Source organism: Natronorubrum marinum (assembly GCF_052040125.1).
Lineage (GTDB): Archaea > Halobacteriota > Halobacteria > Halobacteriales > Natrialbaceae > Natronorubrum.
In genome coordinates this window covers 53,690-78,105 of sequence record NZ_JBPPFV010000006.1, presented here as the reverse complement: position 1 = coordinate 78,105, position 24,416 = coordinate 53,690, and the positions used below count along the sequence as shown (strand labels likewise).

Genomic DNA, 24,416 nt, shown 5'->3' with positions numbered 1-24,416 from the left:
TTCAGTACCGCCCTCAGACATCGTGATCACCGTCCGTAACCGTGTCGTCCTGACGAGCGATCTCGAGTTCACCGTGGATCCGAACCGGCTCCGGGAGCACACTACAGTTGTCGGGCTCACCAACGAGGTCGAAGACGGCTTCGGAGATCGTCTCGAAGGCAAACACGGAGAAATCGCTCGGATCACTCGCTGTGATGTCGATTTCGGCGACCGTACTGGCTAGTGCTTCCCCGCTACCGTCGGCCACCGCCCGCTGTTCGTCCGGGTAGGGCTCGAAAAAGCGACCGTCGCGATTAATCACCTCCTGAGAGACCCACGACGAGATGGTCGCCGGAAGCGCGGAGTACAGCCGATCGATCCGATTACGGTAGTGATGGAGTCCCTCGGTGTAGGCGTCCCACTCGTCGGTGCCGTACTCGTGCTCACTGCGCTCTCGAGCGAGTCGGTGACGGTTCCGATCGGCCCGCCAGAACTCGAGGATAGTCGGGGCCGTCTCGCCGCACTTGTGACAGCGCCAGGCCGGAAGGTGCGTATCGGGCGGGTGACTCTCGTAGATCGGCACCGCGCCCGTCATCGGATGGGGGACCAACGCGGTCCCGTCGACGAACGCCTCAGCCGTTTCGTAACTCGAGTTACTGTCGTCGACCGTCTGGCCGCCGTCGGTGAGCGTCATCTGCTTGTCGTCTCTCGAGGATTCGGGTTCGCAGTCTTCGTCCTCGAGCGTGTACGGGTTCGCGACCGTATTGACGGGGCCGTACTCGCTGTCGTACTCGAGCAACGCTTCTGCGACGTAGCCGGGGATTTCTTCGTCTTTGCCCCACTCTTCGGCGCGTTTCTGGATCTCCGTCTCTTCGACGTCGCCGTCGATCTCGATTTCGACCAGCCACTCGTGGCAGACGACGGTCGCGACGCCGTTTTCGACGACGGCCGCCCACTCGTCGACGACCGGACTCGGCCACACCAGGAGCAACGGGAGCTCGAGTTCCGTCCGTGGGTGCTGCCAGTGGACTTCGATCTGGTCCTGCTCGACGGGTTCGAACGTGTCGTCTGGGGTGTATCGCTCGTTACGCCCCATCGTCGGTCACCTCCCCTGTCTCCGGGGTCGCAGTCGAATAGATCGACTGCCGGGCGTCCTCGAGATTCGGCCGATCGTCGACTGCGTCGATGGTCTCGAGTTTTCGAAGCGCGTATCTGACTGTCCGGACGGGCAGTCGGCTTTGGTCGGCGAGTTGGGCCTGTGTCTGTCCGCCCTCGTACTCGAGGATTTTGTAGACGAGTTTGGCACTCGGCGGGAGTTCAGCTAGCTCCTGTTCGACGTCGTCCGGGTGATTGTCTCGAGCGGTCTGGGTCTGCGTCTGGGTCTGGCTTTCACTCATCGGAATCTGCCCTCCGTATCGACGTATTCGGCGTCGAAATGCCTCGAGTCGTCCCAGAACGTCTCGTTGCTCGGGGCGCTCGGTTCGTCGATCCACGGGATTTCGCCGGCTTCGACATCGTCCTCGAAGATATCCCGAACTGGATCGGCTTCGGAGTGCAACAGCTCCCGCTCGGAAATTTTCTTGTTGCCGTACAGCGCGAGTTCTCGTGCGTCCTCGATTGCGTCGTCGCGCACGTGTCCGGCAACCAGCGAGAACTCGTATTCCGTGACGAACGCGAGTTTCATGTCCCACTCGTAGCCGACTACGCGGGCGTTCTCGAGTTGGTACTCGGAATCGTCACTCGGGGCGGTTCCACCGTCAGTCATCGGCGATCACCGCCTGCTCTGGTTCCACCTGCTCGATGTCCTGTTCGATCACGCCGGGCGGTTTCGGGCCGTTCTCGCCGCAGTTGAACTCGTGATTGCGGGTGACTGACTCGCCGATCTCCTCGTTGGTCGCTTTAGAGAGACCCGCTTCGTCGAGTCGCCGTTCGAACGTCCAGTCACAGTCGCCGCAGCTAGCGCGAAAGACTTCAACTGAGTCCTGATCACTCATCGAGATCAGCCTCCTCGAGCCACTCGTCGATTGATTCAGCATCCAGTACGGGCACCCACCGACAGGTGACGCAAGCGTATGGCCGGTTTTTGAACCCGTCCGGGTGGCCGTACATCGGGTTCTTGTTTTCACAGCGCGGGCAGATCCACGCCCAGTACGGTTCGGATGGTTCTTTCTTTTCACCCTCTGGAATCCCGTGGTCGGTAGTGTACTCCGTGCAGTACGATTCGGACCGTTCCTTGCGCTCTCGCTCTTTCTCGGGATACTCTCCGACAAACCACGTTCTGACGTGCTGTGCTGATTGGTCTCCGACACCGGAGAAGTCAGTCAATTTCCCGTCGTTGACGAGATAATCGATAATATGGTCTTCGGTGTAGAACTTCTGTGCCAGCTTTTTTGCGGGCCGACTCGAGACGCCCATGTCTTCGAAGAACCGCACCTTCTTTTGCTCAGAACCAGTGCTGTCGTTACTGCTCGAGGATGCCGACTGATCACTCATCGTGATCAGCCTCCTGGTGATCAGCGTCCGCACTTAGTGTTCGGATTTCGTCGCGGACTTTCTTCCGGGGCATGTAACCACAGGAGTCGCACGTAAGGTTCCCAGACCCTACTCCACCCGCTTTCGCGGAGAACGTCGTTTCGTTGCCACACGAGGGGCACTCGTGTTCCATTCCGGTGCTGTCGTTACTGCTCGAGGACTGTACGTCCTTATTCATCGGAATCACCCGTATACACCGGTTGCTTGAGATCCGACACGAGGTGCGTCTCGAGGTCGTCACCGTCCTCAACATCCGAGAGGTCGTAGGGCACGTACTGCTCGGGATCTGGCTCGTAGTGGCCCATGTGCTCGCTCTTGACGACTGCGTAGCACTCGAGGGCGTCCGCGAGCGTCTCCGGGACGTGCGTCGGAACGCCCGTTTTCAAGAACAGATCACGGACCGTATCGTCGGGCTCAAGCGCCGCGTAGACGTTTCCGAGTCGAACGACGCGGATAGTCTCGGGATCTGTCTTCCCGTCGCCGAAGACACCGAGTCGGCCGTCGACGTGATAGGTCAACTCGACGGTCACCGTGTCCTCGCCGCCGTTGGCGCTCGAGATCCGCCCACCGTCGGCGTTCGATCGGGCCAACAGCATCGGCAGTTCGGCCCGGAGTTCGCTGCTGGTCAACAACTGGCCGGCGGGGTTGAGCGTCCCGTACTGTTCGCGACGTTCTATGCGGCGTTCGCGTTCGGCGTCGGGATCCACTGCGAGCCCGTTGCCGTCGGTTCGGACGGGCTTGTCCGCGCTGTCGTCTTGGTCGCTCTCGAGTGCGAGCTGGCTGTGCTCGTTCAACAGCGCCCGAGCGCCGTCGCGAAGCGCCTCGCTCCGGTTCGGATAGTGGCCGGCATCGACGAGTGACTCGAGTCCGTCGACGAGTTGTTCCGGCATTCGGTGGGTGACACGCTCCATTAGGCGTCACCTCCCTGCAGCGCCTCGAGTGTCTCGCGAGTGACGATCGTCGCGGTGACGTTCTCGTGTTCGATCGATTTGTCGGCTTGCTCGCGGTCGGTGTCCGTTGACACCTCGAAATCGTCGAAACAGTGGTACGTGAGGACGCTACCATCGGAATCGAGTTCGTAATACCACGTCAGAAACTCGAATCCAGGGTTACAACAGCGGATCAACTCGTCGGCCTCGAGATCGTCGAGCGACGGTGGCTGATCGCTAGCGGAATCGTCACTGCTGGATTCCGTAGGCGGTGCTGCTGAGCGGTCTTCCAAAGGGGTGTGTGCTGTCATCGTCTTTCAGGACTCCGGACGTTCAGTTCCGGAATCGTATCTGAAACGATGGACGTTTTGTACTTAATCTCTCGGCTCGCCAAGGTATGTGTTGCGTCTGGCTGACGAAGTCTCGCCACAGCCCACAATAATGATCTACAGAGACTCCATTGAACCAGAAGGATAATGATGACGACACAATGATGATTCTACAGGAACTGTTAGATGATCCCAAATCGATTTCGGACCCGCTATCGGCAATTTAAAAATGCCTTTGCAGTTGTTGCGTGCTGTTTCCTAATCGTTATCTGTACAATTTCTCTCGTCTATCCGGCTATGGCAACCGACGATTCGACCCAATCATTGGACATCCCGGACGATTGTGTCAATGTCGCTGATCGAACCGGCCCAGCAGCTCAAGAGTCGACAGTTTCAGCAATGATCGAACAAGACGATACTAATCCAGACATCGTCACAATCACATACGATTCCATCACAAACGACGATCCAAATCTCGGAGTTGATATCCCTAGTCGACTTGAGGTGGTCGATTCAGCGGGGTTTGACGACCACTATATTGGCGGTTCGGATTTCTACTGGAACACGTCGTCCGATAGTCACTGGATTAGCTATCGAATGAGTAGCTTTCAATCTACTGAAAGTCACGATGACGCCTCACCAGGACATCACACTATTGACTATCCCCACTCGGAGAATTCCATTATCATCGAGATTCCCGATCATGCGATAGAAAACGTGACGATACAACCGACGGATGAGGGACATATTGGTTCGGATCTGGCCTATCTTGGTGACCATACTGTCGAATCCCGAGACGTTGGCTGTCAAACGTTCGAAGTCGTCGTCGACGATGACGTATCACGATGGTTTGATGCAAATGACCGCCTCGATGATCTCGAGGTCGCGGCAAAAGCAATCAACGGAGGGCAACAGTTTGAAACGGTCTCTATCTTTGTAACACCTCACGATCTTGGCGATGTTGGTGGTTTCAACCGCGGATTCGGGAACAGCATCGTCATTGAGGACTACAACTCCAACCGCAATCCGTCGTTCCTTTGGATTCACGAATACGTGCATTCTCTCCAGCAAGATACCATAGATTCAAACCTATATTGGACAGTTGAAGCTTCGGCAAACTACCTCTCTTACAAGATTGCACTTGATCACGGCCTAGCTACCTCTGTCGAGTACGATGCACAACTTGCGCCTGGATATATGGCTTATGAGAACGTTACGCTAGACCGCTCGATCCATCACCAAGCCGCCTATCATCATGGGGCTGCAGTTTTTGCACAGTTAGATTCCGATCTCGAGAACTCTGAGACATCAATCTACGATGTGTTTGACTGGATCTATACCGATCGAAGTACAGATTACGACGACCTCCAGGCCTACCTCGCGGCCGAAGCCAATCTCTCTGAGGGGACGCTTGAACAGTACGATGAGCGAGTGTTTGACTCTCAGCCAGCAGACGAGCAGTATCAAAATTCGTGGATGGGAGAATTACCACCACGTGTTGCCTTGGAGATCGGCGCACTGTTCGCGCCTGGTTTTCGAATGATGTCGATAGTTTTCCTTCCGCTTTCAGTATGTCTTCTAGGCAATACTGTTATCAGAGTGCTTCGTCTTAGGCCTGAATTCGACTTTTAGCACCTTCTCTCGTTCTCATGTTCTCATTGGACAATCTCGGTGGATTATAAATATGTATATTCAATAGTAATAGCTAAGTGGCCGCACGACTAGGCTAGGGTATGGCACGGGAAACCGACGCCGATGTGACCACGACGGACCGGGCTCGAGACACGGTGTGCGAGCGCGAAAAAATCGCCGACCCAGCGGCCGGCGAAGACGAGACGGCACTGGAACTCTCCGGTTCCTGGTACGGCTACATCGGTCGCGACGCCGAAGGTGCGTATCACCACATGGACAAGCGAACGATGACGGTGTTCGTGACGCCGACCGACCGAGAGCGATTCCTTCCCGACGACGCTGGCCTGTACTGGTTTCGCGTTTCGGGACCGGTCGTCCAGAGTGTCTGTCTCGAGGACTACGAAGACAAGGACATCCAAGACTGGAAGCTCCATGTCGCCGAAAAACGCGGGTGGGACGAACTCCCGGTCTGTCCGGTCGACAAACTGAACGCTGCGATGGAGGACGATCGGTCCATCCAGCGTGTCGTTGAGCCGTACTAATTTTTCGAAAAAGCCGCAGCCGCAGGGTGTCCGCATTCGCCCGCCGGAACGCTCCGAAGCTCATTCAGCAACGGTCGGCTCTCTTTCTGTGGATTGTGGGGGGTTACAGTGACAGAGACAACAGTGTGAGAGCCATTTCGACGGTCAACCGGGATATAAAAACGAGCGTCGCTTGCGCTTGCACAGTTGCCGGGCTAATCATCCGTAAAGACCGCCAGCAAGAGTGAATTAGGGGTTTTCACCGGACAATATGCTATTTCAATAGTAAATTATAAGTCACTGGCAAATAGAGTGTGGTGTAGGCGCTGGAAACAGCGCGACGGTGACAATGAACAGCACACACCCCTTTGCAGACGACGAGAGAGAATCGAGCCCGCATCGAACGTCGGACGGGCGACCGAAGAATACCGGCCGCGAACTCGAGGCGTCGGTCGTGTTCGTCCGCGTCGACGAGACGCCCGTGACGAACGAGCGTGTGGCGATCCACATCGAACACCCCGAACATGACGGCGGTGTCCGGTGTTTCTACCGATACGGCGAGACGGTCGGCCGATCGATCCGCCGGCACATCAAAAACGAGATCGACGCCGATCTCGAGCGCGTCGAACTCGAGGATACGGTTGGTCTGGATCTGTCGGGCCGGGAGATCCTGCCCGGCGAGTACACGCTGTCCGGGCCGGTCGGACTCGAGACGCCCGAGGTGGTCGTTGCATGAGCGATACTGAACGTCCGCTAATCACGTTCGGAGTTCCTTCGGAGTGTCCGGCCTGCGGCGGCCCGATCGACTTCGCCGAGCGGAGCAAAGATGGACGAACAGTCGTTCTCTGTCGCGGAGAGTGTGGCGAGTGGAGTGTGATCGATAGATGAGCGATACTGAACATGCAGTAGCCGAGATGGGGGCGCTCAAACTGTCGGTGCGGATCGACGGTGAGTGGTGCCCCGAAGTCCGCTGGTACACGCCGGACCTCCCGGTGTTCATCGCGGACGACGGCACCGAGGTCGACATCCGAGGCGACGGCTCGATCCTCTACGAGTCTCCAGACGGCGCGGTTGAGGAGATCGATGAGCCGACTGTGGACAAAGAGGCGAAACAGATCTACGAGCCGATGAGTGTTTACCCGGCCGACACAATCGAAGTGAGGGACGTTAGCCGCCGACCAATCCGCTCTAAGAAGGCGGACTTCGGGGGCGGTGAATCAACGGGGGTACAGTCGTTATGACCGAAATCGAGTACGACCACGAGGTCGTCGTGGACTCCGTCAATGAAATCACGTCCGTCCCAATCGAGTGTCCGGGCTGTGGCGAATCCTTCCGGGAAGCCTTGAGCGACAGGCTCGGTGGAACAACCTGCCACGAGTGCAAGGGCTGGATTCGGTACGTTCGTCGGGCTGAAATCCGACCAGACAGGAGTGTCGAAGATTGCACGGAGCAGTCATCGCTGCCGATCGCGTCTACCGACGGCGGCCGTACACATACGGCTACTGAGCCAGACGACAACCTCGAGACCGACGGCGGGCAGGATCTCTCGGCGTTCGGCGTCGACTGTCCCGAAGCCACAGAACGGCCACCGGAGGACACCAGCGAGGACTACAAATTCACGCGGTCGCAGTGTCGCGGACTCACGAACGACGGTAATCGGTGCTCGAATCCCGTTATTCGGGGCGGTGACGAAGACTTCTGCCCGCGACATGCTGACTCGGACTGCGAGACGATCGACGACCAGCTCGACACGGACTCAAACGATACTGTACGCGGACAGGCGCTCAAACTCAAGTTCGCCGACAAGCACATTACGCCCATCCTCCACGGTGACAAAACCGTTACATTGCGTGTTGGCGTGGATTCGGACGACTTTCAGCAAGGCGATCCGATCCTTCTTTGCGACGAAAACGGGGACTGGTTCGCCGAGGCTGGCGTCGAAGATCGTGGTTACACGACTGTCGAGATGGCTGCCAAGATGGACTGGGACGGTCACCATGAATACTCCGATGTAGACGAACTTCTCGAGGAACTGCAAGGCTACTATCCCGGCAAGGAGATCGGACCGAACACGCGACTCGAGGTAATCGAATGGGGTGAGTTGTGGTGATGGACAGTACTGAACAGGTGGTGCTGTCTCGCAATCCTGCCGAGCGGGAAGTCGCACGGCTCGAGCGGGACGGCCGTAAGCCGATGTGTCCCGACTGCGGGAGCTACGTCGGCCACACTAAATCCGGCGGAAAGCCTCTACCAGAGACGGACGCAGAAGCGTTCGGTTGGTCGTGTCACGATTGTAACCTCACGTTTCCGTCTAACTGCCACGGCCCCGATGCTCCCGGATTCAACGACAGTATGGCTGGTCTGAAAGTCGAGTTCCGGGACGGAGTGACGCACTGGGTACCGGTTCCGGCGCGTTACGTAGACACGGAGAGTGATCGGAATGAGTAACGCGAACGACGGAACAGCCCACTCGCCCCCGCTCCAAGACAATCGGAGCGACGCCGTACTCAGCGACTGTGGCGAGTACCGCTACCGACTCTCGAGAACGTGGAACGTCGAGAAGCCGACCGTGGCGTTCCTGATGTTGAATCCGAGCACCGCCGACGCATCCGAGGACGACCCGACGATCCGGCGCTGTCTCGGTTTCGCGAAGGACTGGGGCCACGGCTCACTCGTCGTCGCAAATCTGTTCGCGCTTCGCAGTACGGATCCGTCGAACCTTCGCGAGCATCCCGACCCGGTCGGCCCGGAGAACGACGAGCATCTTCGAGATGTCTGTGGGCAAGCCGAAACGGTCGTCGTGGCGTGGGGTGCGAACGGATCGTTCGACGATCGCGCCCGAGAGGTCGCGCAGACACTCGAGTCGGATCTGTTCGCTCTCGACACGACGAAGAGCGGACACCCGAACCATCCACTGTACCAGCCGGCCGATGCCGAACTGGAGCAGTGGACTGTCCAGCAACTCCACACGCGAATGGAGGATGATCAGGATGTCCAGTGACGAGACTGAACAGTGCGCAGGCGATTGCGAAAACCGAGCGACTGGCGTTTACGAGGCTCCGATCCCACCGGCAGGATCGACTCGAGTCAAACTCTGTTGGGATTGTGCGCCCGATGTGACGCCTGTTCGATACCTATACACGGATACCGTCCGACCAGGAGGTGGTTCGTGATGTCTTCGCGAGAAGCGATGCTCGAGCGTGCCGAGCAGAAACGGCAGGAAACGCTCGAGACCATCCGAACGCTGACCGAGCGTGGCGAGACGGATGCCATGAACGGCGGTGTTCCGGTCTCGCGACTTCTCGAGGAGTTGGTCTTCACTCGCGGTGCACTCAAAGGCTACCTCACGACGCTCCGCGAAGAGGGCAAGATCCGGAAGGTCAACGGGCTAGGGCCGGACGCTGTTCGTCCGGCCTATCTCCCTGTCGAAGTGGTCGACGACGCTAGTGACGATCGGGAGATCCGGGCCGACGGCGGCACCGTCTCTGGCGATACCTACCGCTGTATCCACGAGGACTGTGGCGAAACGTTCTCGCACAAAGTTAGGGCGAGAGATCACGCTCGCAAGCACATGCCGTCTGTCGGCAACTACGGGATGTTCGATTTCATCGAGATCATTCCAGAACGGGAACGCTACGACGAGACGGCTACCGGATCTACCGGAGGTGACGACTAGATGCCGCCCACGTGTATCGATCACCGCGACGAGATCCAGGTCGGTAGCCCGCTCCCTCGAGAACTCGTTCGGAACACCGAGGCCGGCTATCTCGCGAGCTGTCACGACTGTCAGTGGATGGGGCTCTTCCCCGACGGGACGGTCGCCGACGACGCCATCCAGACCCACTCCGACCGCTGTCACTACGGGCCGTCGTCGTACACGGTCGTCTTCCTCGTCGACGGCACTCGAGCGCAGTGTCTCGAGTCCAATCGAGACCAACTGACGCCGATCCAGGCCGATCGGCCGACGTTTCCGCGGACGACCGGCGACGTGTCCGAACTCGTCGCACGCGGTGACCGGATTCGACTGCCGGGCGACCGCGAACAGATGGTCTACAGTGTCACGGAAACGCGCGTGTTCGGCCTCGCAACGTGGACGGTCAGTTTCTGTGATCCAGACGTCGACCTCGTCGACGGCGACCCCGAGTGGCGCGGGATGAACGAACTGATCGCTCGCGACGGCGACGTGTACAGTCGGTTCGGAGAGGACTATCTCGAAACGCCGGCCTTCGAGATCGACGGGCGGGCGGCACACCAGTCCGATCTCTCGAGTTTCGATCACGACCGGGCAGTCACGGACGGCGGGACTGAACCCGACTCGAGTCCGACTGAGCGATCCCCGAGTGAGATCCACGAGATCGGTCTCGCACTCGACGACGGAGACCGAGTCCTATTCAACGATCGACAGCGCCCACTCACTGTCACAGGTCGCCACGACCGACCACATGAGAAATCGTACCGACGGCATAGGAACGGTGAATGCACCGTTATCGAACTCGAGGGCAACGGGACGGCGTACCATCTCATCTGCATCGAGAAGCCCGACTACGGCCCGATGCTCTACAAGGAAGCCGACTGGGAAGAGACGACCTACTGCGGGGACCTCCGGTACGAGTATCCCCGAATGGGGGAACGGGTCGAACGGATCCGTGTTGAAGAGCCCGCATACGATTCAGCTACGGACCAGTGGAGGGCCGACCGATGACTCAGGAACTCCTCTCTGCGTTCGGCGGTGGCGACACCGATTGCCTGCGACTCACGCTCAAGAGAGTGAGCGAGCGCAAGCGCGTCGAGGACTACATCGAATCGCTCGACTGTGGCGGGTGGGATCTCGCGCTCGTCAGCGAAGACATGATCTGGTGGCACGACGCCTCCGGTTCGACCGCGAAAACGTTCAAGATCGAACCCAGCGACCACGGGTGGAACGGAAGCCGTCGGAAGCGAGCGGTTCCACCGCACAATACTCGAGACCTGCAGACGGCGCTCGACCGGGCTGCCGAGTGGCTTCGCGAGCATCCACTCGAGTCGGCCGACGATAGTGGAGGTGACGATCGGTGACTTCCCGTACCGACGATACGGACCGGCCGCTCGTCGAGTGTCGCGAGTGTGAGGGCACCGGGACGGTCCAGCGACTCGTCGGTGATCCCGATGTCGACGAACCGACCGGCACCTACGACGATCTGAAAGTCGTCGATGGTGACTGCCACCGCTGCGACGGGCGTGGCGAGGAGTTCGACGCGCCGGGTTGCCCGCGCTGTGGGGCCTCGAGTGATGCGCTCTCGTCGATGCTGTTGCCTTCTGGAAGTTACAAGCAATCCTGTTCGGAGTGTCCGTGGTCAGAGGTGGTCGGGTGATGGACGATCGTCGCGACCACGGCGAGTACCAGCAGTTCGCGACCGACCGCGTCGGACTCACGAAGCTGATGACGGCCGACGGGATCGTCGACCAGGACGAGCGATTCTGCGAGCTGTGTCACTTCGCACAGGGTGCATCGTACTACGTCCCGGCATATCAGGACGGCACCGCGGTTTGTCGAACCCATGCGAACGCACTCGAGGACGGCCGCTGGGACAGTCCGAAGGACGGCAACGGCTATGCTGTCGAACCGCTCTCGGAATCCGAGGAGGCGAGTCGATGATCAGCCCACGAACGCCGGGTGAGACGACGCGACCGGAGCCTCGAGTCTGGAACATCCGGCAGGCCGATGGACGCACAGACGCGTTCTACCTCGTTCGATTGTGGCACCACTATTTCGGCGTCGAGTACGAAGCGAATTGGCTGCCCTACGGCCCGTATCAGGTGGCCGGGTGGGACGACGAAACCGAAGATGAAGACGAAGAGACGCGGGAGGCCTGTGGCGTAATTGCGACTCACGGTCGCGAGGACGGCCAGGCGGTCGACGTTGGCGGCGGGCTCGCCGAACTGTTCGATCACGACGCAATGGTCGAGCAACTCCCCGACGGTCGCTTCGATCGGGACGCACTCGCTGGACAGTGCAACGCAATGCTCTGGTTCGGGATCGTCGATCAGGCATGGCGGGGCTACGGCATCGGTCACCGACTCTTTCGAGCACGTCTCGAATGGGCGCAGGCCCGCGGCGCAGATATGGTGTTCTCGATAGGATGGGAACGGCCCGAAGGACGGACTAGCCGGCCGCTGTTCGAACAGTACGACTTCGTCCCGGTCCAGCGGTTCGACGGCTACTATAGGGAGACTCGAGACGCCTGTCCCGACTGCGGTGTGTGGCCGAACGATGACCGGGAGTGTACGTGTACGACGACGCTGTGGGCTCGAGAGTTGCCGTTCGATCGGCTATCTCCATCACTGCTCGAGGACGGTGACGATCCGTCGGCAGAAACACCTTAGCACCGTCAGACTCGAGACTGTTCTATGAGCGAATCCGAGTCACAGTCGCGGACAGTCCGATTCAAAGGCGAACGACCGCCGTGGAAGGCCGGCGAGAGTTCGGAGTGGGAGATCCGCACCGTGGCCCGTCGGACGGCGAACGCCGACGAGACGGCGACCTGTGTCGTTACAGGCGAGACCGTCCCGTTGAACGAGCCCCACTTTTTCGTAACATCGATCCGGCCGACTCCTGGTCGGTTCCAGCCCGAGGAGTTCGACCACGCGATCGTCGCCTTCGAAGGTGGACTCGAGGAGCTCGAGCGGCAGCTCGAAGATAACGATTCAGCCTAATCTCTCAAGCCCCGTCGATGATGTTATCGATGGTCACCCCCTCACGCATGTATCATCCACGTCGATATCTTTGTTGGGTTCACCTACAGCAGCATCGTCCCTATCACACGATATTTTCCCCTTCCCAAAATTCATGGCCCGAACCGAAAACTAATGTTCTGATTTGGGGATAATTCCGTCTCACCGCGTCGCGCTCGCGCGTAAAGGGTGGCTTTTTGTGGGTACCGGACATCGACTGGGGTGTAGTCTGACCGAACTTGGGTTCCGGCGTCCCACACACTCCGAACCCGTTCTGGAAGACTACACTGCGAGTGACGACCATGACGGAAGGAGACACCCCCGACACTGATCACGAACCGAACGCGTCATCGTCCCCTCGAGAACGAGATCGTCCCAATCCGGGATTGGATCTCCGACTCGAAGTGGCTGCGAGTCCTCGGATGATGATGCTACTCACGACAGTGACCTCTCTCGTCGTTAGTATCGTTCTCTAAGAAGCCGGATCGCCGAGCTCACACTCGGGTCCCGGCGTCCCACGTGTACCACTGGTACACCTGCCATCTTAAACACTTTGAAGATTGCTTTTGATAGGAGAGCGATTAGGTTGGCATCGCTAACCGTTTTCCTAGCGGAACGCGACGGTTCGGTATGGCAGAGCAGGGCCGTAACCCCGACTGCGGCGACGGCGACGATTTCGGAGTAGTCCAGAACCTCGTAGTGACGGCCGTCGTCGCTGCAATTGCTGCGGCACTGATCTACGCGTTCCTTCGGGCCGACGGACTCGAGGTACTTTTCGAGTCGTCGTTCCCGTCGAATGACGACTATCCGGATACCGTCAGCGGGAACATCGAGCAGGCCCGTGACGAGACGGTCTATCTCGGGACGCTTGCCGTCTATCTCCTCTGGGGTTCGATTACGCTCATTGCCGGACTGGGTGCTGGTATCTTCGTACTCGGGTTTCTCTACACGACCGTCCTCGAGCGACCGGTCCAGATCCTTGATCGGTACGGCGTTTCGACGCCGGCTGGTCAGCTCACGCTCGCGGATATCGCGGTCGTGTTCGGCCTCGGTGCGATCGTCGGACTGCCGATCTCGTACGCCCAGCCGATCGGCCCGCTCGAGGCGTTCGTTCGTGGCGTCCTCTTTGTGGTGACGATCCTGGTGTTCGTCGCGCTCTGGTTGTCGTTCCAGATGCTGCTGGACTGGATCGGTGACTGGGTTCGGGAGGCGTCGATGCTCGAGTCGCGGGAGGAATAGGCACCACTCCATAATGTTCGGCGATTATCGAAAGCGATAATCGTCGTTTAGCGTAGTTATGGGCGGGCCTCTCCACTGTTTTCACTTTCACCGCGCCCCCGGAACTTTAAATATAGTCCCGGCACAAGCAAGCCTTGCCGCATGATACAGTACGGAAAGTTTGCCGATGGGGAAAACGAGATTGGAGGAAAGCGATAGATGCCGATCCCGGAATCACAGTTCGAAGTCTGGAAGAAGACCGGTGCCGATAAGGGATCGAAAGAGGCGAGCGACAAGATTGAGCGGCTCTTACGCTTAGATCGCTCCCCCGCCGAACAAAGCGACGGCAACTACGATATACGGCGACAAGGTTCGTACAAGAACCATACCTACACTCGAGGCAGTAGCGACGTAGACATCATCGCGAAACTCACGTCGGCCTGGTCTCGCGACCTTTCTGCGCTCAGTGACGAGGATCGAGAACGATACGAACGTCACCACAGTTCCGCAGACTACGGCTACGATGAGTTCTCGCAAGATGTCTGGCAGTGGCTCACTAAGAAGTTCGACTACGATGTCATTAGTTGGTCTGGGAAGGCCATCGAGATCAGCAGAGAGAGTGGCCGAATCAACGTCGATGTTGACCTCGTTCCCTGTGTCGAACACCGTCGCTATACCAGCTATCCTTCGTATGGCGAAGGGGTATACGACACGGGAATGGCGTTTCATCCGCGATCTTCTACAGAGAAGATCGTCAACTATCCAGGGATCCACTACGACAACGGATGTGGGAAGCACGGCAACTACAAGGAGACCGTGCGGATCTTCAAGAACGCGCGGGACCACTACAACGATTACTTCGACACAGTCTGGACGATCGGCGCACATTCCTATGGGATCGAGTGCTTGATCTACAACGTCCCAGATAGCATCTTGAAGCGGTCGAGCCGGTCAGATCGATTCGTCGAAGTGCTCGAGTTTCTGGGCAACGCCGATCTCTCAACGTTCGATCAGGTATCGGAGATGGAGAAGCTCTTCGGATCGAGCAACACGCAGTGGGACATCTCCGAAGCAGAGACGCTGATCGACCGTCTCGCAGAGATGTGGAATGACTGGTACGACAAGAGGAAAAATGCACAGCTACTCCACTGATCACAAGCGGTGGAAGGTCTATTTCCGCCTTGGGGCACTAGCGCTTGCTATCAGTCTTGGGAGTGGGTTGCTTGTTCAGTCCCTCTTTGACCAGTATGGATTCATTTCTGGTTCCCTCTCGCTCGGTATTGTTTCAGTCGTCGTGTACCACGGTTTCACGAAGTACGCCTGGAACTGGGGCATCACCCGGAAAATTGGTCTCACGAAGGTGCCTGATTTCAATGGTCGGTGGGAAGGGCATCTGTATACGTCGCACGAAGACGCAGAGCCCAGTGATACCGCAGAGATCGAGCACGAAGGTCTCACTCCGATGGAAGCGACGGTGATCATCACCCAGACGTGGGACGAAATTCGCGTCTTTCTGGACGGGCCTGATTCGACATCCGAGAGCGTGGGGGCAACAATACTGCTTGAAGGACAGTGGCCGACGCTAACGTACAACTACGAGAACCCTGGTGATACCCACAGTGACGAATTGCATCATCACTATGGAACGACGATGTTAGACTATGATCCAGAGGACGACTCTTTCTCAGGTACGTACTATACCGACCCAAACCGTGAGAATACGGGCCGTCTTGAACTGAAGCGCGTAGATGACTGATTTCTGTGGACGCGGTCCGGCTCTTTTTATGCAAAGCCGCGGCCAACGACGTTCATGCACGACCGAACTCCGCAGGAGGATCTGTTAGTCGTCGAGGCGCTGGTCGAGTTTAGCTACAGAGAACGCGACGTTCGGCCGGAGCGATCAGCTCGAGCGTGGGTACTCGCGTGCGAGTTGGCCGCGATGCACGGCCTCGAGATCGGTGATGCGATTAGTCAGAGAATGGAACTCGAGACGTTGATCTGAGATTCATCGCCATAGAAATCTGGAATGGACTATCTGAACGCAGGCGAATCAGGAGTTTGGCCAAACTCTATTTCCTCTTCGCTATCGTCTTGATCGAAGTCAACACCTGCTTTCTTCGCCATATCGTTGGCTAAACTACTCGCAGAATCATACGATTCGATGTCCCATGTATCGAGCAGAATAAAATCTCCAGAATCGTTTTCAAATCCAATATCCCAGATATTTCGGTTGCTGACGGTTCGATGGGCGGTTATCAGTATTTTAACTTCATCCCCTGGATCGTGGTCATCAATTATCATTGACCGTGCCCGTTTAAGATAGGTGTGGAATCCTTCCTGGAACAGTTCTTTTAGTGATGGGGATTCTCCCCCACTGTCGGATGTCATATATCACTTTATGTGAGTGTCTTGCAAAACATTGTCGGCCTACAAGAGCTAGTTAGACGCTCGTTTCCGGCGGAATAAATTCTAGCATTAGAGGGACAGGTTTTGTATAGCGGCATAGGGTTGACAATCCGCGATATCGAGGGTAGAGAACTCAGATAGGCCGTGAACAGCACGTAGGGACAATACAGAACTTACTTGTCTAAATACCAGTTTGACCAAGTAGTTTTACTAGGGTAGAAGCTGTACCCCACAGTGAGGATCATGCAAAACGGAAATTCCGGGGGTTCAGGGGCGGGAAGGCCACGAATCCAGACACTGCTGCTGGGTCTCGTCACAATAACGGCGGGTCTCGTACTCGCAGCTCTATTCGATCACTGGGTCGCCTACTTGCTGGCCGCAGCATGGGTTGCCTTAGCGCTCACACGAGTCGAGTGGATTCTCGACAAACGGAGGGAATTACAGTCGTGACTCAAGACCGAAACCCCGAGAGTAAGACCGTCCAAAGCATGGTCGAACGCTATCTTACACACAAACTCGAGTCGGGCGGCAGTCGAACGACGATGGAGCCCGTGCTCGAGGACTTCGCGACGTTCTGCAACCAGGAGGGCGTCGATCACGTTGCTGACCTGGAGTCCGGCGACCTTCGCGAGTACGGACTTCGACTCAAAACGAAATACACGAACGACGAGATTGCCGGTTCGACGGCGAATACGTATTTCGCGTATGTCCGTGCGTTCCTCTCGTTCTGTGTTCGCGACGAAGAGCTCGACACGAATCCAGCGGCCACCGAGTCGGCCGAAGAGTTCCTGCCCGAAGACACGCCGACGCGAGAGACACAGTTTTGGGACCCAGAACAACGTGAACAGCTACTCGCGTACGTCGACGAGCGCGTAGGGATGGCTCGAGAGGAAACGATCAGCGTGCCACTCGAACGCGCCTACCGCGACCGGACGATCGTCATCCTCCTCGCAGAACTCGGGCTCCGTGGAGCCGAACTCTTTCGCGACGCGAACGACGAGAAACGCGACGGACTCCGCTGGAGCGACATCAACCTCGAGCGCGGCCGTCTCGAGGTCTACGGGAAGTCACGTACGCGTGAGGCCGTGGGACTCACGGAAGCCGCTCACGACGCGCTCTCGCGCCTCGAGCGAGTCCAGAAGCCGCCGACCGATGAGTGGCCGCTGTTTCCGACTGATCACGCTGCGAGTAAGTACAAAGCCGTCGAGAACGCTACGGGCGACCGTCCAGAAACCGGCACGGATATCGACGCACTACTGCGCGATGAGGAGATCGCCCCGCCGTCGATCACGAAAGAGGCCGGCCGACAGCTCATGAAACAGTTGACCGACGAGGCCGGAATCAAGGTTGAAAACGGCGAGTATCTGCAGCCCCACGGCGCGAGACGAGCACTCGGGGCAGAGTTGTACGAAAAGGGCCACTCTGAACTCGCTCAGAAAGCGTTACGACACAACTCGATCGAGACGACGCACGACGCTTACAGCGATATCCAGGCGGAGGACGTTGCGAAAAGTATTGACGAGGTTCGGGAGTAGTTTCAGTTCCATTCTGGTTAACGACCTGTTATATACTTGGCGTGGTAATATCGGTTTATGAAAGGCTACATGATCACGTACCGGCTAAACGCCCCTGGTCAAGATTATGAAGAACTTCACGAGGCAATTAAAGCGTATCCAGCATATGCGAAGTGTCTCAATGCGACATGGATCGTGAAAACCGACAAGAGTGCGGCAGACATCAGAGATGATCTGTTGGACGAAACAGATTATAACGATGAAATATTAGTGACGAAATTATCTGGTGCCGCAGCTTGGTCTGGCCTCAGTGACGAAATTTCTGACTGGATCCAGGAAAATCTGTAATAGATAGTCTGCGAGTTCAATATGCCGCGTTTCTGCTGAATTACTGAACCCGCTCGAGTACCGCCTCTGCAGTCTCCTCCCCAACGCCGTACACCGCCTCGAGTTCGTCCCGGTCGGCGCTCCGAAGGTCGTCCAACGAGTCGAACTCCTGGGCGATCGTCTTCGAGGTCGCAGGACCGACGCCGTTGATCGTCTCGACCTGAGTCTGAATCGCTTCGTTTCGGTCGTCGAGTATGAACTCGAGTTCGTCTTCGTACGCTGCGAGACTGATTTCGCCGGTCTCGTATCGTTCGAGAGTCTATTCGGTGGATTCGGAGCCGTCAAAACAGAGGTCGGCGGTGTACCGGATGATCTCGCCGTCGTCGGAGACCACGTCGAACGTGACGGTCCGCTCGTCGATCGTCCCCGGATTGTCCGCTGCGGTCTCACTGTCGATCACTTCGACGGTTGCGTCGTCGCCGGACCAGCTAATCGAACCAGCCGAGGTGGTTGCATCGAGAACGCCGTATTCAGAGTCGGGTTCGAACGTCGCCTCGAGATAGGTTCCAGAGAACTGTTCTTCGATGGTTACGTCGACACCCCATTCTGTGAGGTTGTTCTGGTGATGTTCGGCGGCCGGCCGATCAATGAGCCCCTCAGTGGGTTCGCTCTCGCCCGCACACACGAACGCGTCTGCGTCCTCGATGTCCGTGAGGTGGCCGTATTCGCTTTCGAACGCAGCGTCTGAGAGTTGGTCCGAGGTGTCCTCTTCGTCCCAATCGAGGCCAGCACTGTCTGCGACGACGCCTGCAGCGCCCGCGCCTGCGGCTGCGACGACGACCAGTACGAAGAGCGCGATTACGACCGACCCGTAGCCGGTTGCGAGCTGTCGAATCGAGAGTTCGTCACCGAGTTGGCCGGCGAAGATCGATTCGCTCACGGCGATACTCGAGAGGATTGCGACCACGTAGCCGGCCGTCGCGACGGTACTGGTCGCGTACTCGAGCGGCGTACTCGAGGTGCCGGCGACGACGTATCCGACCGCTACGATTGCTGCGAGCGCGGAGAGCGCCTTCCACGCCGTCGTGTGGGGATATCGTCGTTTGAGTAGCCAGAGTACGAGTACAGCGGGCGGGACGACGACCACTGCGCCGACCGACATAAATAGCAGGTCGATAAGCGTCGTCCCGAAGAGTTCGATCGGAGTCGTGACACCCGGGAGGTCGCCGTCGATCGCTCGGAACGGCACGCTCACGACCATCATCAAGATGCCCGCAAGCACGGTTGCGAGGGTGATACGTCCGATACGGTTCGCTATCTGCGGTGGGTTGAATCGAGTCATTGTTATTCTGAGTTGCTGAAATCGAGTAGCGACCCATCGTCCGGGTGGTCGCCGCGGTCGTGATCTCGAGTGCTGGTGTCGCCGGCTTTGAACGCCCGCGAGTCTGTGAGCGCGAAATGTGACCGAGCGGCGGTGACGAGATCCCACGCTTCGCTCGGCATTGCACGGGGGTTCTCGGGAACGTCGTAGCCCTGCTCGCGCAGTTTGTCGTTGATCTCCGGCGGCGACCGTGCGCTCGAGGTTTCGTTTCGGATCTCTCGGAGATCGTCGATGCACTCCGATTCGTACCACTCGAGGGCGTCGAAAATCGGATCAAGCGTCCAGTCCTGACCCGCAGGCCCACGGAAGAACAGTGCGGCGACAGCGTCGAGAAAATCGTTTCTGACTGGCTCTCGAGTGCCGTTGCTTTCCTCTCGGTCCTGTCCGAACCAGAATGTGCGCTCGCGGGTGCGAACGACGACCGGCCGCTCTTGGGTCTTGGTCTGTCGGAACAGCGCCCACGACCGTGTGTCTTCGTCGACGCGGAACGCGAACGCGGGATAGTCCGAACTCATTGCTCGGCCCTGGTTGGCGTTCGTTGATCGGTCTCGATCGGTTCGACGTACATGAAACCCTGATTCGGCGGCTCTTCGGGTGGCTCAAGGTCAACGTCCCACAGCGGGGTGAACCAGATCCGACCGGTTTCGACGCCCCGAATTTCTCCGGCGGCGACGATTCGGCCACCAACTTCGAACCAGATCCGCTGGAGGGCACGCGTCTGTTGTGGTGTCCCGTTGACGGTCCAGTAGCACTCGTGGCCGTCGGGGACGTTCCCGTCGCGTTTGTGATCGATCTGTTCTGCAGTCGTGTGTACGAGTACGTCTTTGTAGGTCATGTCTGGATCCGGGAGTTTGTCCATCGTCGTCGGGCCGAAATCGAGTTGTTTCTCGTAGTCGTCGCCGTTGCGTGTCTCGAGTTTCGTCACGGCGTAGCCGTCGTGGCGTTCGGCGATCGGGAGTTCCATTGCCCGGAGCACAGTCACGCCGGCACCAACGCGGGTATCGACGACGCGTTCGCCGTCGAACTCGATATCGGCCAGCGAGTCACGCGTGTTGTTGGTCGTATCCTCGAGTACGGCGTACGCACGCGCGAAAAATCGGGCGTCTCGCTCGCTTTGTGCGGCCACGCGGTAGTACGCCCCGTGGAACGCGCCGTGCATCCCCGACGACGTTAATGACACCAGATAGACCGAATACTCGGTGTTCGGCGTCTCGTCGTAGTGGACGTCCGGGAATTCAAAGCAGTCCGGACAGACCGCGTTGCGCTCGAGACAGTTCGGCTTCGTTTCGAACGCGTCGCCACAGTCGCTGCAGGTCACGGTTTCAGTCGTCACGGAGAATCACCTCCGTTTCGCGGCGTTCGTGTTCGTCCTCGAGCCTGGTTGCATCGGAGAGCCGATCGAAGACTTCGGCTTTCTCGTCGTTCGTCCCGCGCATATCGGCTGCGAGCCGCCGAAGCGTTGATCGGTAGGACTCGAGAACGTCCAACTGAGCCGTCGAGATCAGGTACTGTCGACGATCGTCCGTCGTCGCCATGCCCACGAGTCTCGAGTCCTCGATCCCGTGTTCGTGACGAGCGGCCCGGAGTGATTCGTCGAACCAGACCGTCTCGAGGTCACCGACGCCGTCTAACTTGACGGTGTGGTTGCTGACTGCGAGCACCCGAAGCGGCCGATCGTTCCAGCCGGCGAGTTGGAACCAGTTTTCGGGATCGGCGAGTAGTTCGATCTCGCCTTCCAGTCGGAGCTGCTCGAGTACATTCCAGACCGTGCTGTCGTCGACTCGAGTGCCATACTCGCTGAAACACGCGCTTTGGACGTGCGACAGGTGCTTCGGGCCGGTCTCCAGTTCCTCGAGTGCGACCTGCTTGATCTGGCCGATCGACAGGTCGCCGTCGTCACTGTCTATATCGCCATTGGTTTTGTGTGCCATAGTTCGATTATATTTCTGTAATAAACTAGTCATTGGCATGCCCAACCGATTTCGACCTGAGCGACCGCGTTTGGTTGGCGTGCGTGCGCTTTTTGGTCGATTCTGCCGTCTGTCTGCGTATGACTGAGGACAGCGGACGGTCGGACACCGAGCCGTCCCGTCCGTCGCTGCGCGAAGAAATCAAGCGCCAAGCACAGGCGTTCGGCGTCGACGTTGACGACCTGTTGATCCAGAGCCGTCGCCGGGATCCGATGTTCAAGGGGACCAGCGGCGACCACAAGAAGGCCGAGTGGTTCGCCGATCTCTGGGAACAGGCCGTCGCTGGGCGTGACGAACAGAGTATCCACGTCCGCGGTGTTCACTACTATATCGTGATGTCGACCGACGAGGGAACGACGCTGAACGTCGAGCAACTCCCCGTCGAGTACGATCCGGACGAACTCGAGCAACTCGAGGGACCGGTTCGTCCGCCGACGAACTGTTCGTGGAACGAGTACGCGAACATCGACAAGTGTTATGACTATCTCGAGGAAGCAGCGACGCTCGCACGGATTCTCGGCTACATCCCGCTGGATGGAATCCACGACAACAAGCACAGTCAGTTGGTCGTCACCCACTACGGCGAGCATCGCGAACAGGCCGATGTGTCGTCAGTTTCGACGCCGACCGGCGTCTCGCTCCCGCAACTGCCACGGGCGGGCGCTCGCGGTGAACTCGAGTTCGAGGAGCCCGACGAGTTCGCGGACTATCTCGCCGACCAGTTGATCGACGATCTCGTGGAGCAGATCGAATTCGATGCTACCTCGCAGTCGCCGTTCCACCTCGAGATTTGGTGTGAGAAAGGGTTGCCGGACTACATTCACGCGCTCGCACGTGAGTTGGGCGTGAACGTGATCGTCGAAGGCGAGGGTGACCTTTCACTGACGATTGCGAGTGAGTTCGTCCAGCGCGTCGAAGACGCCGGGAAGCCCGCTGTGATCTGCTATCTGTCGGACTTCGACCCGATCGGCGACAGTATGAGTTCGGCGATGGCCGGGAAGGTCGCATGGCTGGACGAACGCGGTGATCTTACCCAGCGCGTTTGTATCGAACAGGTCGCCGTGACACAGGACCAGGTCGAGACGTTCGGCCTCCCACGGAAGCCGATCAGCGAGAGCGAGTACACCGGTACGGGCGGGAAAGCCTACGATACGCTCGTCGACGAGTGGGAACAACGGAAGGGCGTCGGTGCCTGTGAGTTGAACACCCTCGAGCAGATCCCCGCGCTGTACAAACAGATCGTCCGGGATGCCGTTGCTCCGTACCGAGACCCCGGACTCGAGGAGAAAAACCACCTCGCGCTCAAGGAATGGCGTGAGGATCTCCGTGCTGTGATCCACGAACAGGTCGAAGAGGTCGGCTTCCTCGAGCACGTCGACGAACTCGTGGACTGGCTCGAGGCGTGGAACGACCAGCTCTCGGAGATCGACGACGCGCTTGAGGAACTCCACACCCAACGGCGAGATGGGTTCTTCGCCGAGTGGGTCGACGCCGTCGACACGATGCTCGAGCAGACTAAGTGGCCGACTGTAACGGTCCCCGAGGGCGACCGGATGTTCCCCGACGATCCGCTGTTCGACAGCGACCGATCGTATCCGGAGAACGTCGCACGCGTACAACAGCACAAGGACGGGGAGTAGTACAACGCGGGCGGTCGTCTCGAGTATCTGTATCCGGTATCTGTATCTGGGCTCTGTTTTCACCGCTCCCTTGCAGGTTTCTTTTCGGTGGACATGTCCAAACGATCCGCCGGACACCACGGCGTCGGTCTGACTGATCGGACTACAATTGTACTGTGGGGACGCTACGTTGTACCCGCGTACACGGCGCGTGTCCGCGGACAACTGGACAGTGGATTACGTTCGTCAGTTAGACCGCTCGAATAACCTGATTTCTCCAAATTCGATTCTGGACAGCGATGTCCAGCCCGGTTTGGGAGATTCTGGACACGCCCCCAGACGCTGTCCGTTCGGGAGTGGACAAACCGACCCGACTGGACACTAGGTCGTCATCAGCTTGTCCCCACCGACTTCGCTGACTTCTTTCTCGTCGATCAGGCCCTCGAGTGCCGACTGTGCTTCCTGTCTTCGCACGCCGTCATCGACGAGTCGGTCGAGTACCGTGTCGCGGTCGGCACCGAACGACGACGGATCGTCGTTTTGCAGTTGCTCGACTTCCTCGAAGATTCGATCGGCGAGTTCGTCCGGTGAGAGTTGGTCAGCCAGCACACCTTCCTGGTGGGACTCGATGTCCCACGTCTCGAGGAACGTCTCGAGGATAGATTTCTTCTGAATCCGCCCGGTATCGTAGTAACCAACGAGTGAGACGTGATCACCCGGCCCGACACGGTCGACGAGATCCTGCGTGAGATAGACGATCAGCGTCGGTGGGTCGTCGTCGAGATTCGTATCCGACCGCTGAAGGATGATCTTTCGGTAGTCGATCAGATCCGACCGTTCGCGCTTGAACAGGAACGGGCCAGACGATTTCTCACAGCCCATGCACTCTGCCGGTTCGATCATCTTGCCGTAGGATTGCGGGACGTAGTTCAGCGTCCCGCACTGGTGACAGCCGAGTGCCGCCTCTCGAGCAAAGGGCTTTACGCCCTCCATCTCGACGACCTCGCCCTCGATCGTCACCAATTGACCGAGATGTGTCGTTCGCTGCTTCCCGACGCGAAAGTGGTGCTTTTCGGGGATATTGTGGACACGGACGATGGATCTGGGAATGTCGACATCGTCCCACGCCGAGATTGCCGCCTCGAGTTTTCCACGAACCGTTTTGGGGTTTCGGATAGACTGACGACCGGTCTTCTCATCGAAGTCGTTGATTCGTTCCCAATCGAATCGTACGGACTTTTCGTCAGGATAGTGGCTGTTCACCTTTCGAACGGTTCCCTCGAATACGTCGCGTACGAGCGTGTGGTACGTCTGTTCGATGTTTTCTTCGTCAAAGGTTACAGACATC

The 24,416-nt window shown here is 58.3% G+C and carries 34 protein-coding genes; 20 read left to right on the top strand and 14 right to left on the bottom strand.

The window, feature by feature from the left end; translation table 11 throughout:
- Positions 1 to 13: 13 nt before the first annotated feature.
- From ACSFC5_RS23000 to ACSFC5_RS22970, 7 genes are all read right to left on the bottom strand, one after another.
- Positions 14 to 1,075 carry a hypothetical protein gene (locus ACSFC5_RS23000; protein ID WP_440767547.1) on the bottom strand — a complete coding sequence of 354 codons (1,062 nt, stop codon included), beginning with the start codon at positions 1,073 to 1,075 and terminating at the stop codon, positions 14 to 16.
- Positions 1,065 to 1,376 (bottom strand): winged helix-turn-helix domain-containing protein, encoded by a 312-nt coding sequence (locus tag ACSFC5_RS22995; RefSeq protein ID WP_440767546.1) that lies wholly within the window; start codon positions 1,374 to 1,376, stop codon positions 1,065 to 1,067. Before ACSFC5_RS22995 ends, ACSFC5_RS23000 begins: the two co-directional genes overlap by 11 nt.
- On the bottom strand, positions 1,373 to 1,744 hold the full coding sequence (locus ACSFC5_RS22990) for a hypothetical protein (protein ID WP_440767545.1): 372 nt from the start codon (positions 1,742 to 1,744) through the stop codon (positions 1,373 to 1,375). Before ACSFC5_RS22990 ends, ACSFC5_RS22995 begins: the two co-directional genes overlap by 4 nt.
- The gene (locus ACSFC5_RS22985) at positions 1,737 to 1,973 is read right to left on the bottom strand and encodes a hypothetical protein (RefSeq protein WP_440767544.1); all 237 of its coding nucleotides are present in this window, start codon (positions 1,971 to 1,973) and stop codon (positions 1,737 to 1,739) included. Before ACSFC5_RS22985 ends, ACSFC5_RS22990 begins: the two co-directional genes overlap by 8 nt.
- Positions 1,966 to 2,505 carry a helix-hairpin-helix domain-containing protein gene (locus tag ACSFC5_RS22980; protein ID WP_440767543.1) on the bottom strand — a complete coding sequence of 180 codons (540 nt, stop codon included), beginning with the start codon at positions 2,503 to 2,505 and terminating at the stop codon, positions 1,966 to 1,968. The genes ACSFC5_RS22985 and ACSFC5_RS22980 overlap by 8 nt, the downstream gene beginning before the upstream one ends.
- Before the next feature lie 176 nt (positions 2,506 to 2,681).
- Positions 2,682 to 3,422: a ribbon-helix-helix domain-containing protein gene (locus ACSFC5_RS22975; RefSeq protein WP_440767542.1), complete on the bottom strand. Its 741-nt coding sequence runs from the start codon at positions 3,420 to 3,422 to the stop codon at positions 2,682 to 2,684.
- Positions 3,422 to 3,751, bottom strand: coding sequence for a hypothetical protein (locus tag ACSFC5_RS22970; RefSeq protein WP_440767541.1), 330 nt, complete (start codon positions 3,749 to 3,751; stop codon positions 3,422 to 3,424). The genes ACSFC5_RS22975 and ACSFC5_RS22970 overlap by 1 nt, the downstream gene beginning before the upstream one ends.
- 315 nt (positions 3,752 to 4,066) lie before the next feature.
- Between ACSFC5_RS22970 and ACSFC5_RS22965 the strand changes: the two genes are divergently transcribed.
- The 17 genes from ACSFC5_RS22965 (at position 4,067) to ACSFC5_RS22885 (ending at position 15,853) form a co-directional block, all read left to right on the top strand.
- Positions 4,067 to 5,401, top strand: coding sequence for a hypothetical protein (locus ACSFC5_RS22965; RefSeq protein ID WP_440767540.1), 1,335 nt, complete (start codon positions 4,067 to 4,069; stop codon positions 5,399 to 5,401).
- A 101-nt stretch (positions 5,402 to 5,502) separates the two neighbouring features.
- Positions 5,503 to 5,943: a hypothetical protein gene (locus ACSFC5_RS22960; protein WP_440767539.1), complete on the top strand. Its 441-nt coding sequence runs from the start codon at positions 5,503 to 5,505 to the stop codon at positions 5,941 to 5,943.
- Between the two features lie 328 nt (positions 5,944 to 6,271).
- The gene (locus tag ACSFC5_RS22955) at positions 6,272 to 6,658 is read left to right on the top strand and encodes a hypothetical protein (RefSeq protein ID WP_440767538.1); all 387 of its coding nucleotides are present in this window, start codon (positions 6,272 to 6,274) and stop codon (positions 6,656 to 6,658) included.
- A 148-nt stretch (positions 6,659 to 6,806) separates the two neighbouring features.
- On the top strand, positions 6,807 to 7,163 hold the full coding sequence (locus ACSFC5_RS22950) for a P-loop NTPase family protein (protein ID WP_440767537.1): 357 nt from the start codon (positions 6,807 to 6,809) through the stop codon (positions 7,161 to 7,163).
- Positions 7,160 to 8,032: a hypothetical protein gene (locus ACSFC5_RS22945; protein WP_440767536.1), complete on the top strand. Its 873-nt coding sequence runs from the start codon at positions 7,160 to 7,162 to the stop codon at positions 8,030 to 8,032. The genes ACSFC5_RS22950 and ACSFC5_RS22945 overlap by 4 nt, the downstream gene beginning before the upstream one ends.
- 330 nt (positions 8,033 to 8,362) lie before the next feature.
- Positions 8,363 to 8,923, top strand: a complete 561-nt coding sequence (locus tag ACSFC5_RS22940) for a DUF1643 domain-containing protein (protein WP_440767535.1) — start codon at positions 8,363 to 8,365, stop codon at positions 8,921 to 8,923.
- Between the two features lie 171 nt (positions 8,924 to 9,094).
- Positions 9,095 to 9,598 carry a hypothetical protein gene (locus ACSFC5_RS22935; protein WP_440767534.1) on the top strand — a complete coding sequence of 168 codons (504 nt, stop codon included), beginning with the start codon at positions 9,095 to 9,097 and terminating at the stop codon, positions 9,596 to 9,598.
- The gene (locus tag ACSFC5_RS22930; RefSeq protein WP_440767533.1) at positions 9,599 to 10,624 is read left to right on the top strand and encodes a hypothetical protein; all 1,026 of its coding nucleotides are present in this window, start codon (positions 9,599 to 9,601) and stop codon (positions 10,622 to 10,624) included.
- Entirely contained in the window at positions 10,621 to 10,977 is a 357-nt protein-coding gene (locus ACSFC5_RS22925) for a hypothetical protein (protein WP_440767532.1), read from the top strand. The genes ACSFC5_RS22930 and ACSFC5_RS22925 overlap by 4 nt, the downstream gene beginning before the upstream one ends.
- Positions 10,974 to 11,273 carry a hypothetical protein gene (locus ACSFC5_RS22920; protein WP_440767531.1) on the top strand — a complete coding sequence of 100 codons (300 nt, stop codon included), beginning with the start codon at positions 10,974 to 10,976 and terminating at the stop codon, positions 11,271 to 11,273. The genes ACSFC5_RS22925 and ACSFC5_RS22920 overlap by 4 nt, the downstream gene beginning before the upstream one ends.
- Positions 11,273 to 11,557, top strand: coding sequence for a hypothetical protein (locus ACSFC5_RS22915; RefSeq protein ID WP_440767530.1), 285 nt, complete (start codon positions 11,273 to 11,275; stop codon positions 11,555 to 11,557). The genes ACSFC5_RS22920 and ACSFC5_RS22915 overlap by 1 nt, the downstream gene beginning before the upstream one ends.
- Positions 11,554 to 12,285, top strand: a complete 732-nt coding sequence (locus ACSFC5_RS22910; protein ID WP_440767529.1) for a GNAT family N-acetyltransferase — start codon at positions 11,554 to 11,556, stop codon at positions 12,283 to 12,285. Before ACSFC5_RS22915 ends, ACSFC5_RS22910 begins: the two co-directional genes overlap by 4 nt.
- Positions 12,286 to 12,309: 24 nt before the next feature.
- Positions 12,310 to 12,615 (top strand): hypothetical protein, encoded by a 306-nt coding sequence (locus tag ACSFC5_RS22905; RefSeq protein ID WP_440767528.1) that lies wholly within the window; start codon positions 12,310 to 12,312, stop codon positions 12,613 to 12,615.
- Positions 12,616 to 13,263: 648 nt separating this feature from the next.
- Positions 13,264 to 13,872: a hypothetical protein gene (locus tag ACSFC5_RS22900; RefSeq protein ID WP_440767527.1), complete on the top strand. Its 609-nt coding sequence runs from the start codon at positions 13,264 to 13,266 to the stop codon at positions 13,870 to 13,872.
- A gap of 198 nt (positions 13,873 to 14,070) precedes the next feature.
- Complete coding sequence (locus ACSFC5_RS22895) at positions 14,071 to 15,003, top strand: nucleotidyltransferase domain-containing protein (RefSeq protein WP_440767526.1); 933 nt, start codon at positions 14,071 to 14,073, stop codon at positions 15,001 to 15,003.
- The gene (locus ACSFC5_RS22890; RefSeq protein WP_440767525.1) at positions 14,984 to 15,607 is read left to right on the top strand and encodes a Cap15 family cyclic dinucleotide receptor domain-containing protein; all 624 of its coding nucleotides are present in this window, start codon (positions 14,984 to 14,986) and stop codon (positions 15,605 to 15,607) included. Before ACSFC5_RS22895 ends, ACSFC5_RS22890 begins: the two co-directional genes overlap by 20 nt.
- 54 nt (positions 15,608 to 15,661) lie before the next feature.
- Positions 15,662 to 15,853, top strand: coding sequence for a hypothetical protein (locus ACSFC5_RS22885; protein WP_440767524.1), 192 nt, complete (start codon positions 15,662 to 15,664; stop codon positions 15,851 to 15,853).
- Between the two features lie 29 nt (positions 15,854 to 15,882).
- On the opposite strand, the gene ACSFC5_RS22880 is transcribed toward ACSFC5_RS22885, so the two are convergent.
- Entirely contained in the window at positions 15,883 to 16,239 is a 357-nt protein-coding gene (locus tag ACSFC5_RS22880) for a hypothetical protein (RefSeq protein ID WP_440767523.1), read from the bottom strand.
- Between the two features lie 506 nt (positions 16,240 to 16,745).
- Here ACSFC5_RS22880 and ACSFC5_RS22875 point away from each other — a divergent pair.
- Together ACSFC5_RS22875 and ACSFC5_RS22870 are read left to right on the top strand one after the other, a co-directional pair.
- Positions 16,746 to 17,792 carry a tyrosine-type recombinase/integrase gene (locus ACSFC5_RS22875; RefSeq protein WP_440767607.1) on the top strand — a complete coding sequence of 349 codons (1,047 nt, stop codon included), beginning with the start codon at positions 16,746 to 16,748 and terminating at the stop codon, positions 17,790 to 17,792.
- 57 nt (positions 17,793 to 17,849) lie between these two features.
- Positions 17,850 to 18,119, top strand: coding sequence for a hypothetical protein (locus ACSFC5_RS22870; RefSeq protein ID WP_440767522.1), 270 nt, complete (start codon positions 17,850 to 17,852; stop codon positions 18,117 to 18,119).
- A gap of 40 nt (positions 18,120 to 18,159) precedes the next feature.
- On the opposite strand, the gene ACSFC5_RS22865 is transcribed toward ACSFC5_RS22870, so the two are convergent.
- The 5 genes from ACSFC5_RS22865 to ACSFC5_RS22845 form a co-directional block, all read right to left on the bottom strand.
- Entirely contained in the window at positions 18,160 to 18,309 is a 150-nt protein-coding gene (locus ACSFC5_RS22865; RefSeq protein ID WP_440767606.1) for a helix-hairpin-helix domain-containing protein, read from the bottom strand.
- 108 nt (positions 18,310 to 18,417) lie between these two features.
- Positions 18,418 to 19,440: a hypothetical protein gene (locus tag ACSFC5_RS22860; RefSeq protein WP_440767521.1), complete on the bottom strand. Its 1,023-nt coding sequence runs from the start codon at positions 19,438 to 19,440 to the stop codon at positions 18,418 to 18,420.
- A gap of 2 nt (positions 19,441 to 19,442) precedes the next feature.
- Positions 19,443 to 19,994, bottom strand: a complete 552-nt coding sequence (locus ACSFC5_RS22855) for a hypothetical protein (protein WP_440767520.1) — start codon at positions 19,992 to 19,994, stop codon at positions 19,443 to 19,445.
- Complete coding sequence (locus ACSFC5_RS22850; protein ID WP_440767519.1) at positions 19,991 to 20,812, bottom strand: hypothetical protein; 822 nt, start codon at positions 20,810 to 20,812, stop codon at positions 19,991 to 19,993. The genes ACSFC5_RS22855 and ACSFC5_RS22850 overlap by 4 nt, the downstream gene beginning before the upstream one ends.
- Positions 20,802 to 21,410: a hypothetical protein gene (locus tag ACSFC5_RS22845; protein WP_440767518.1), complete on the bottom strand. Its 609-nt coding sequence runs from the start codon at positions 21,408 to 21,410 to the stop codon at positions 20,802 to 20,804. The genes ACSFC5_RS22850 and ACSFC5_RS22845 overlap by 11 nt, the downstream gene beginning before the upstream one ends.
- Before the next feature lie 119 nt (positions 21,411 to 21,529).
- On the opposite strand from ACSFC5_RS22845, the gene ACSFC5_RS22840 reads away from it, so the two are divergent.
- Entirely contained in the window at positions 21,530 to 23,089 is a 1,560-nt protein-coding gene (locus ACSFC5_RS22840; RefSeq protein ID WP_440767517.1) for a hypothetical protein, read from the top strand.
- Between the two features lie 360 nt (positions 23,090 to 23,449).
- Here ACSFC5_RS22840 and ACSFC5_RS22835 read toward each other — a convergent pair whose 3' ends face one another.
- Positions 23,450 to 24,415, bottom strand: a complete 966-nt coding sequence (locus tag ACSFC5_RS22835) for a minichromosome maintenance protein MCM (protein WP_440767516.1) — start codon at positions 24,413 to 24,415, stop codon at positions 23,450 to 23,452.
- Position 24,416 lies beyond the last annotated feature (1 nt).

What these genes read in the sequence shown, in the direction of transcription:
- ACSFC5_RS22975 (WP_440767542.1), bottom strand. Translation starts at nt 3,422, where the DNA reads ATGGAGCGTGTCACCCACCGAATGCCGGAACAACTCGTCGACGGACTC.
- ACSFC5_RS22945 (WP_440767536.1), top strand. Translation starts at nt 7,160, where the DNA reads ATGACCGAAATCGAGTACGACCACGAGGTCGTCGTGGACTCCGTCAAT.
- ACSFC5_RS22840 (WP_440767517.1), top strand. Translation starts at nt 21,530, where the DNA reads ATGACTGAGGACAGCGGACGGTCGGACACCGAGCCGTCCCGTCCGTCG.
- ACSFC5_RS22935 (WP_440767534.1), top strand. Translation starts at nt 9,095, where the DNA reads ATGTCTTCGCGAGAAGCGATGCTCGAGCGTGCCGAGCAGAAACGGCAG.
- ACSFC5_RS22990 (WP_440767545.1), bottom strand. Translation starts at nt 1,744, where the DNA reads ATGACTGACGGTGGAACCGCCCCGAGTGACGATTCCGAGTACCAACTC.
- ACSFC5_RS22915 (WP_440767530.1), top strand. Translation starts at nt 11,273, where the DNA reads ATGGACGATCGTCGCGACCACGGCGAGTACCAGCAGTTCGCGACCGAC.
- ACSFC5_RS22955 (WP_440767538.1), top strand. Translation starts at nt 6,272, where the DNA reads ATGAACAGCACACACCCCTTTGCAGACGACGAGAGAGAATCGAGCCCG.
- ACSFC5_RS22885 (WP_440767524.1), top strand. Translation starts at nt 15,662, where the DNA reads ATGCACGACCGAACTCCGCAGGAGGATCTGTTAGTCGTCGAGGCGCTG.
- ACSFC5_RS22835 (WP_440767516.1), bottom strand. Translation starts at nt 24,415, where the DNA reads ATGTCTGTAACCTTTGACGAAGAAAACATCGAACAGACGTACCACACG.
- ACSFC5_RS22930 (WP_440767533.1), top strand. Translation starts at nt 9,599, where the DNA reads ATGCCGCCCACGTGTATCGATCACCGCGACGAGATCCAGGTCGGTAGC.
- ACSFC5_RS22870 (WP_440767522.1), top strand. Translation starts at nt 17,850, where the DNA reads ATGAAAGGCTACATGATCACGTACCGGCTAAACGCCCCTGGTCAAGAT.
- ACSFC5_RS22895 (WP_440767526.1), top strand. Translation starts at nt 14,071, where the DNA reads ATGCCGATCCCGGAATCACAGTTCGAAGTCTGGAAGAAGACCGGTGCC.
- ACSFC5_RS22950 (WP_440767537.1), top strand. Translation starts at nt 6,807, where the DNA reads ATGAGCGATACTGAACATGCAGTAGCCGAGATGGGGGCGCTCAAACTG.
- ACSFC5_RS22995 (WP_440767546.1), bottom strand. Translation starts at nt 1,376, where the DNA reads ATGAGTGAAAGCCAGACCCAGACGCAGACCCAGACCGCTCGAGACAAT.
- ACSFC5_RS22890 (WP_440767525.1), top strand. Translation starts at nt 14,984, where the DNA reads ATGCACAGCTACTCCACTGATCACAAGCGGTGGAAGGTCTATTTCCGC.
- ACSFC5_RS22940 (WP_440767535.1), top strand. Translation starts at nt 8,363, where the DNA reads ATGAGTAACGCGAACGACGGAACAGCCCACTCGCCCCCGCTCCAAGAC.
- ACSFC5_RS22965 (WP_440767540.1), top strand. Translation starts at nt 4,067, where the DNA reads ATGGCAACCGACGATTCGACCCAATCATTGGACATCCCGGACGATTGT.
- ACSFC5_RS22880 (WP_440767523.1), bottom strand. Translation starts at nt 16,239, where the DNA reads ATGACATCCGACAGTGGGGGAGAATCCCCATCACTAAAAGAACTGTTC.
- ACSFC5_RS22985 (WP_440767544.1), bottom strand. Translation starts at nt 1,973, where the DNA reads ATGAGTGATCAGGACTCAGTTGAAGTCTTTCGCGCTAGCTGCGGCGAC.
- ACSFC5_RS22845 (WP_440767518.1), bottom strand. Translation starts at nt 21,410, where the DNA reads ATGGCACACAAAACCAATGGCGATATAGACAGTGACGACGGCGACCTG.
- ACSFC5_RS22910 (WP_440767529.1), top strand. Translation starts at nt 11,554, where the DNA reads ATGATCAGCCCACGAACGCCGGGTGAGACGACGCGACCGGAGCCTCGA.
- ACSFC5_RS22855 (WP_440767520.1), bottom strand. Translation starts at nt 19,994, where the DNA reads ATGAGTTCGGACTATCCCGCGTTCGCGTTCCGCGTCGACGAAGACACA.
- ACSFC5_RS22905 (WP_440767528.1), top strand. Translation starts at nt 12,310, where the DNA reads ATGAGCGAATCCGAGTCACAGTCGCGGACAGTCCGATTCAAAGGCGAA.
- ACSFC5_RS22875 (WP_440767607.1), top strand. Translation starts at nt 16,746, where the DNA reads ATGGTCGAACGCTATCTTACACACAAACTCGAGTCGGGCGGCAGTCGA.
- ACSFC5_RS22860 (WP_440767521.1), bottom strand. Translation starts at nt 19,440, where the DNA reads ATGACTCGATTCAACCCACCGCAGATAGCGAACCGTATCGGACGTATC.
- ACSFC5_RS23000 (WP_440767547.1), bottom strand. Translation starts at nt 1,075, where the DNA reads ATGGGGCGTAACGAGCGATACACCCCAGACGACACGTTCGAACCCGTC.
- ACSFC5_RS22925 (WP_440767532.1), top strand. Translation starts at nt 10,621, where the DNA reads ATGACTCAGGAACTCCTCTCTGCGTTCGGCGGTGGCGACACCGATTGC.
- ACSFC5_RS22960 (WP_440767539.1), top strand. Translation starts at nt 5,503, where the DNA reads ATGGCACGGGAAACCGACGCCGATGTGACCACGACGGACCGGGCTCGA.
- ACSFC5_RS22900 (WP_440767527.1), top strand. Translation starts at nt 13,264, where the DNA reads ATGGCAGAGCAGGGCCGTAACCCCGACTGCGGCGACGGCGACGATTTC.
- ACSFC5_RS22970 (WP_440767541.1), bottom strand. Translation starts at nt 3,751, where the DNA reads ATGACAGCACACACCCCTTTGGAAGACCGCTCAGCAGCACCGCCTACG.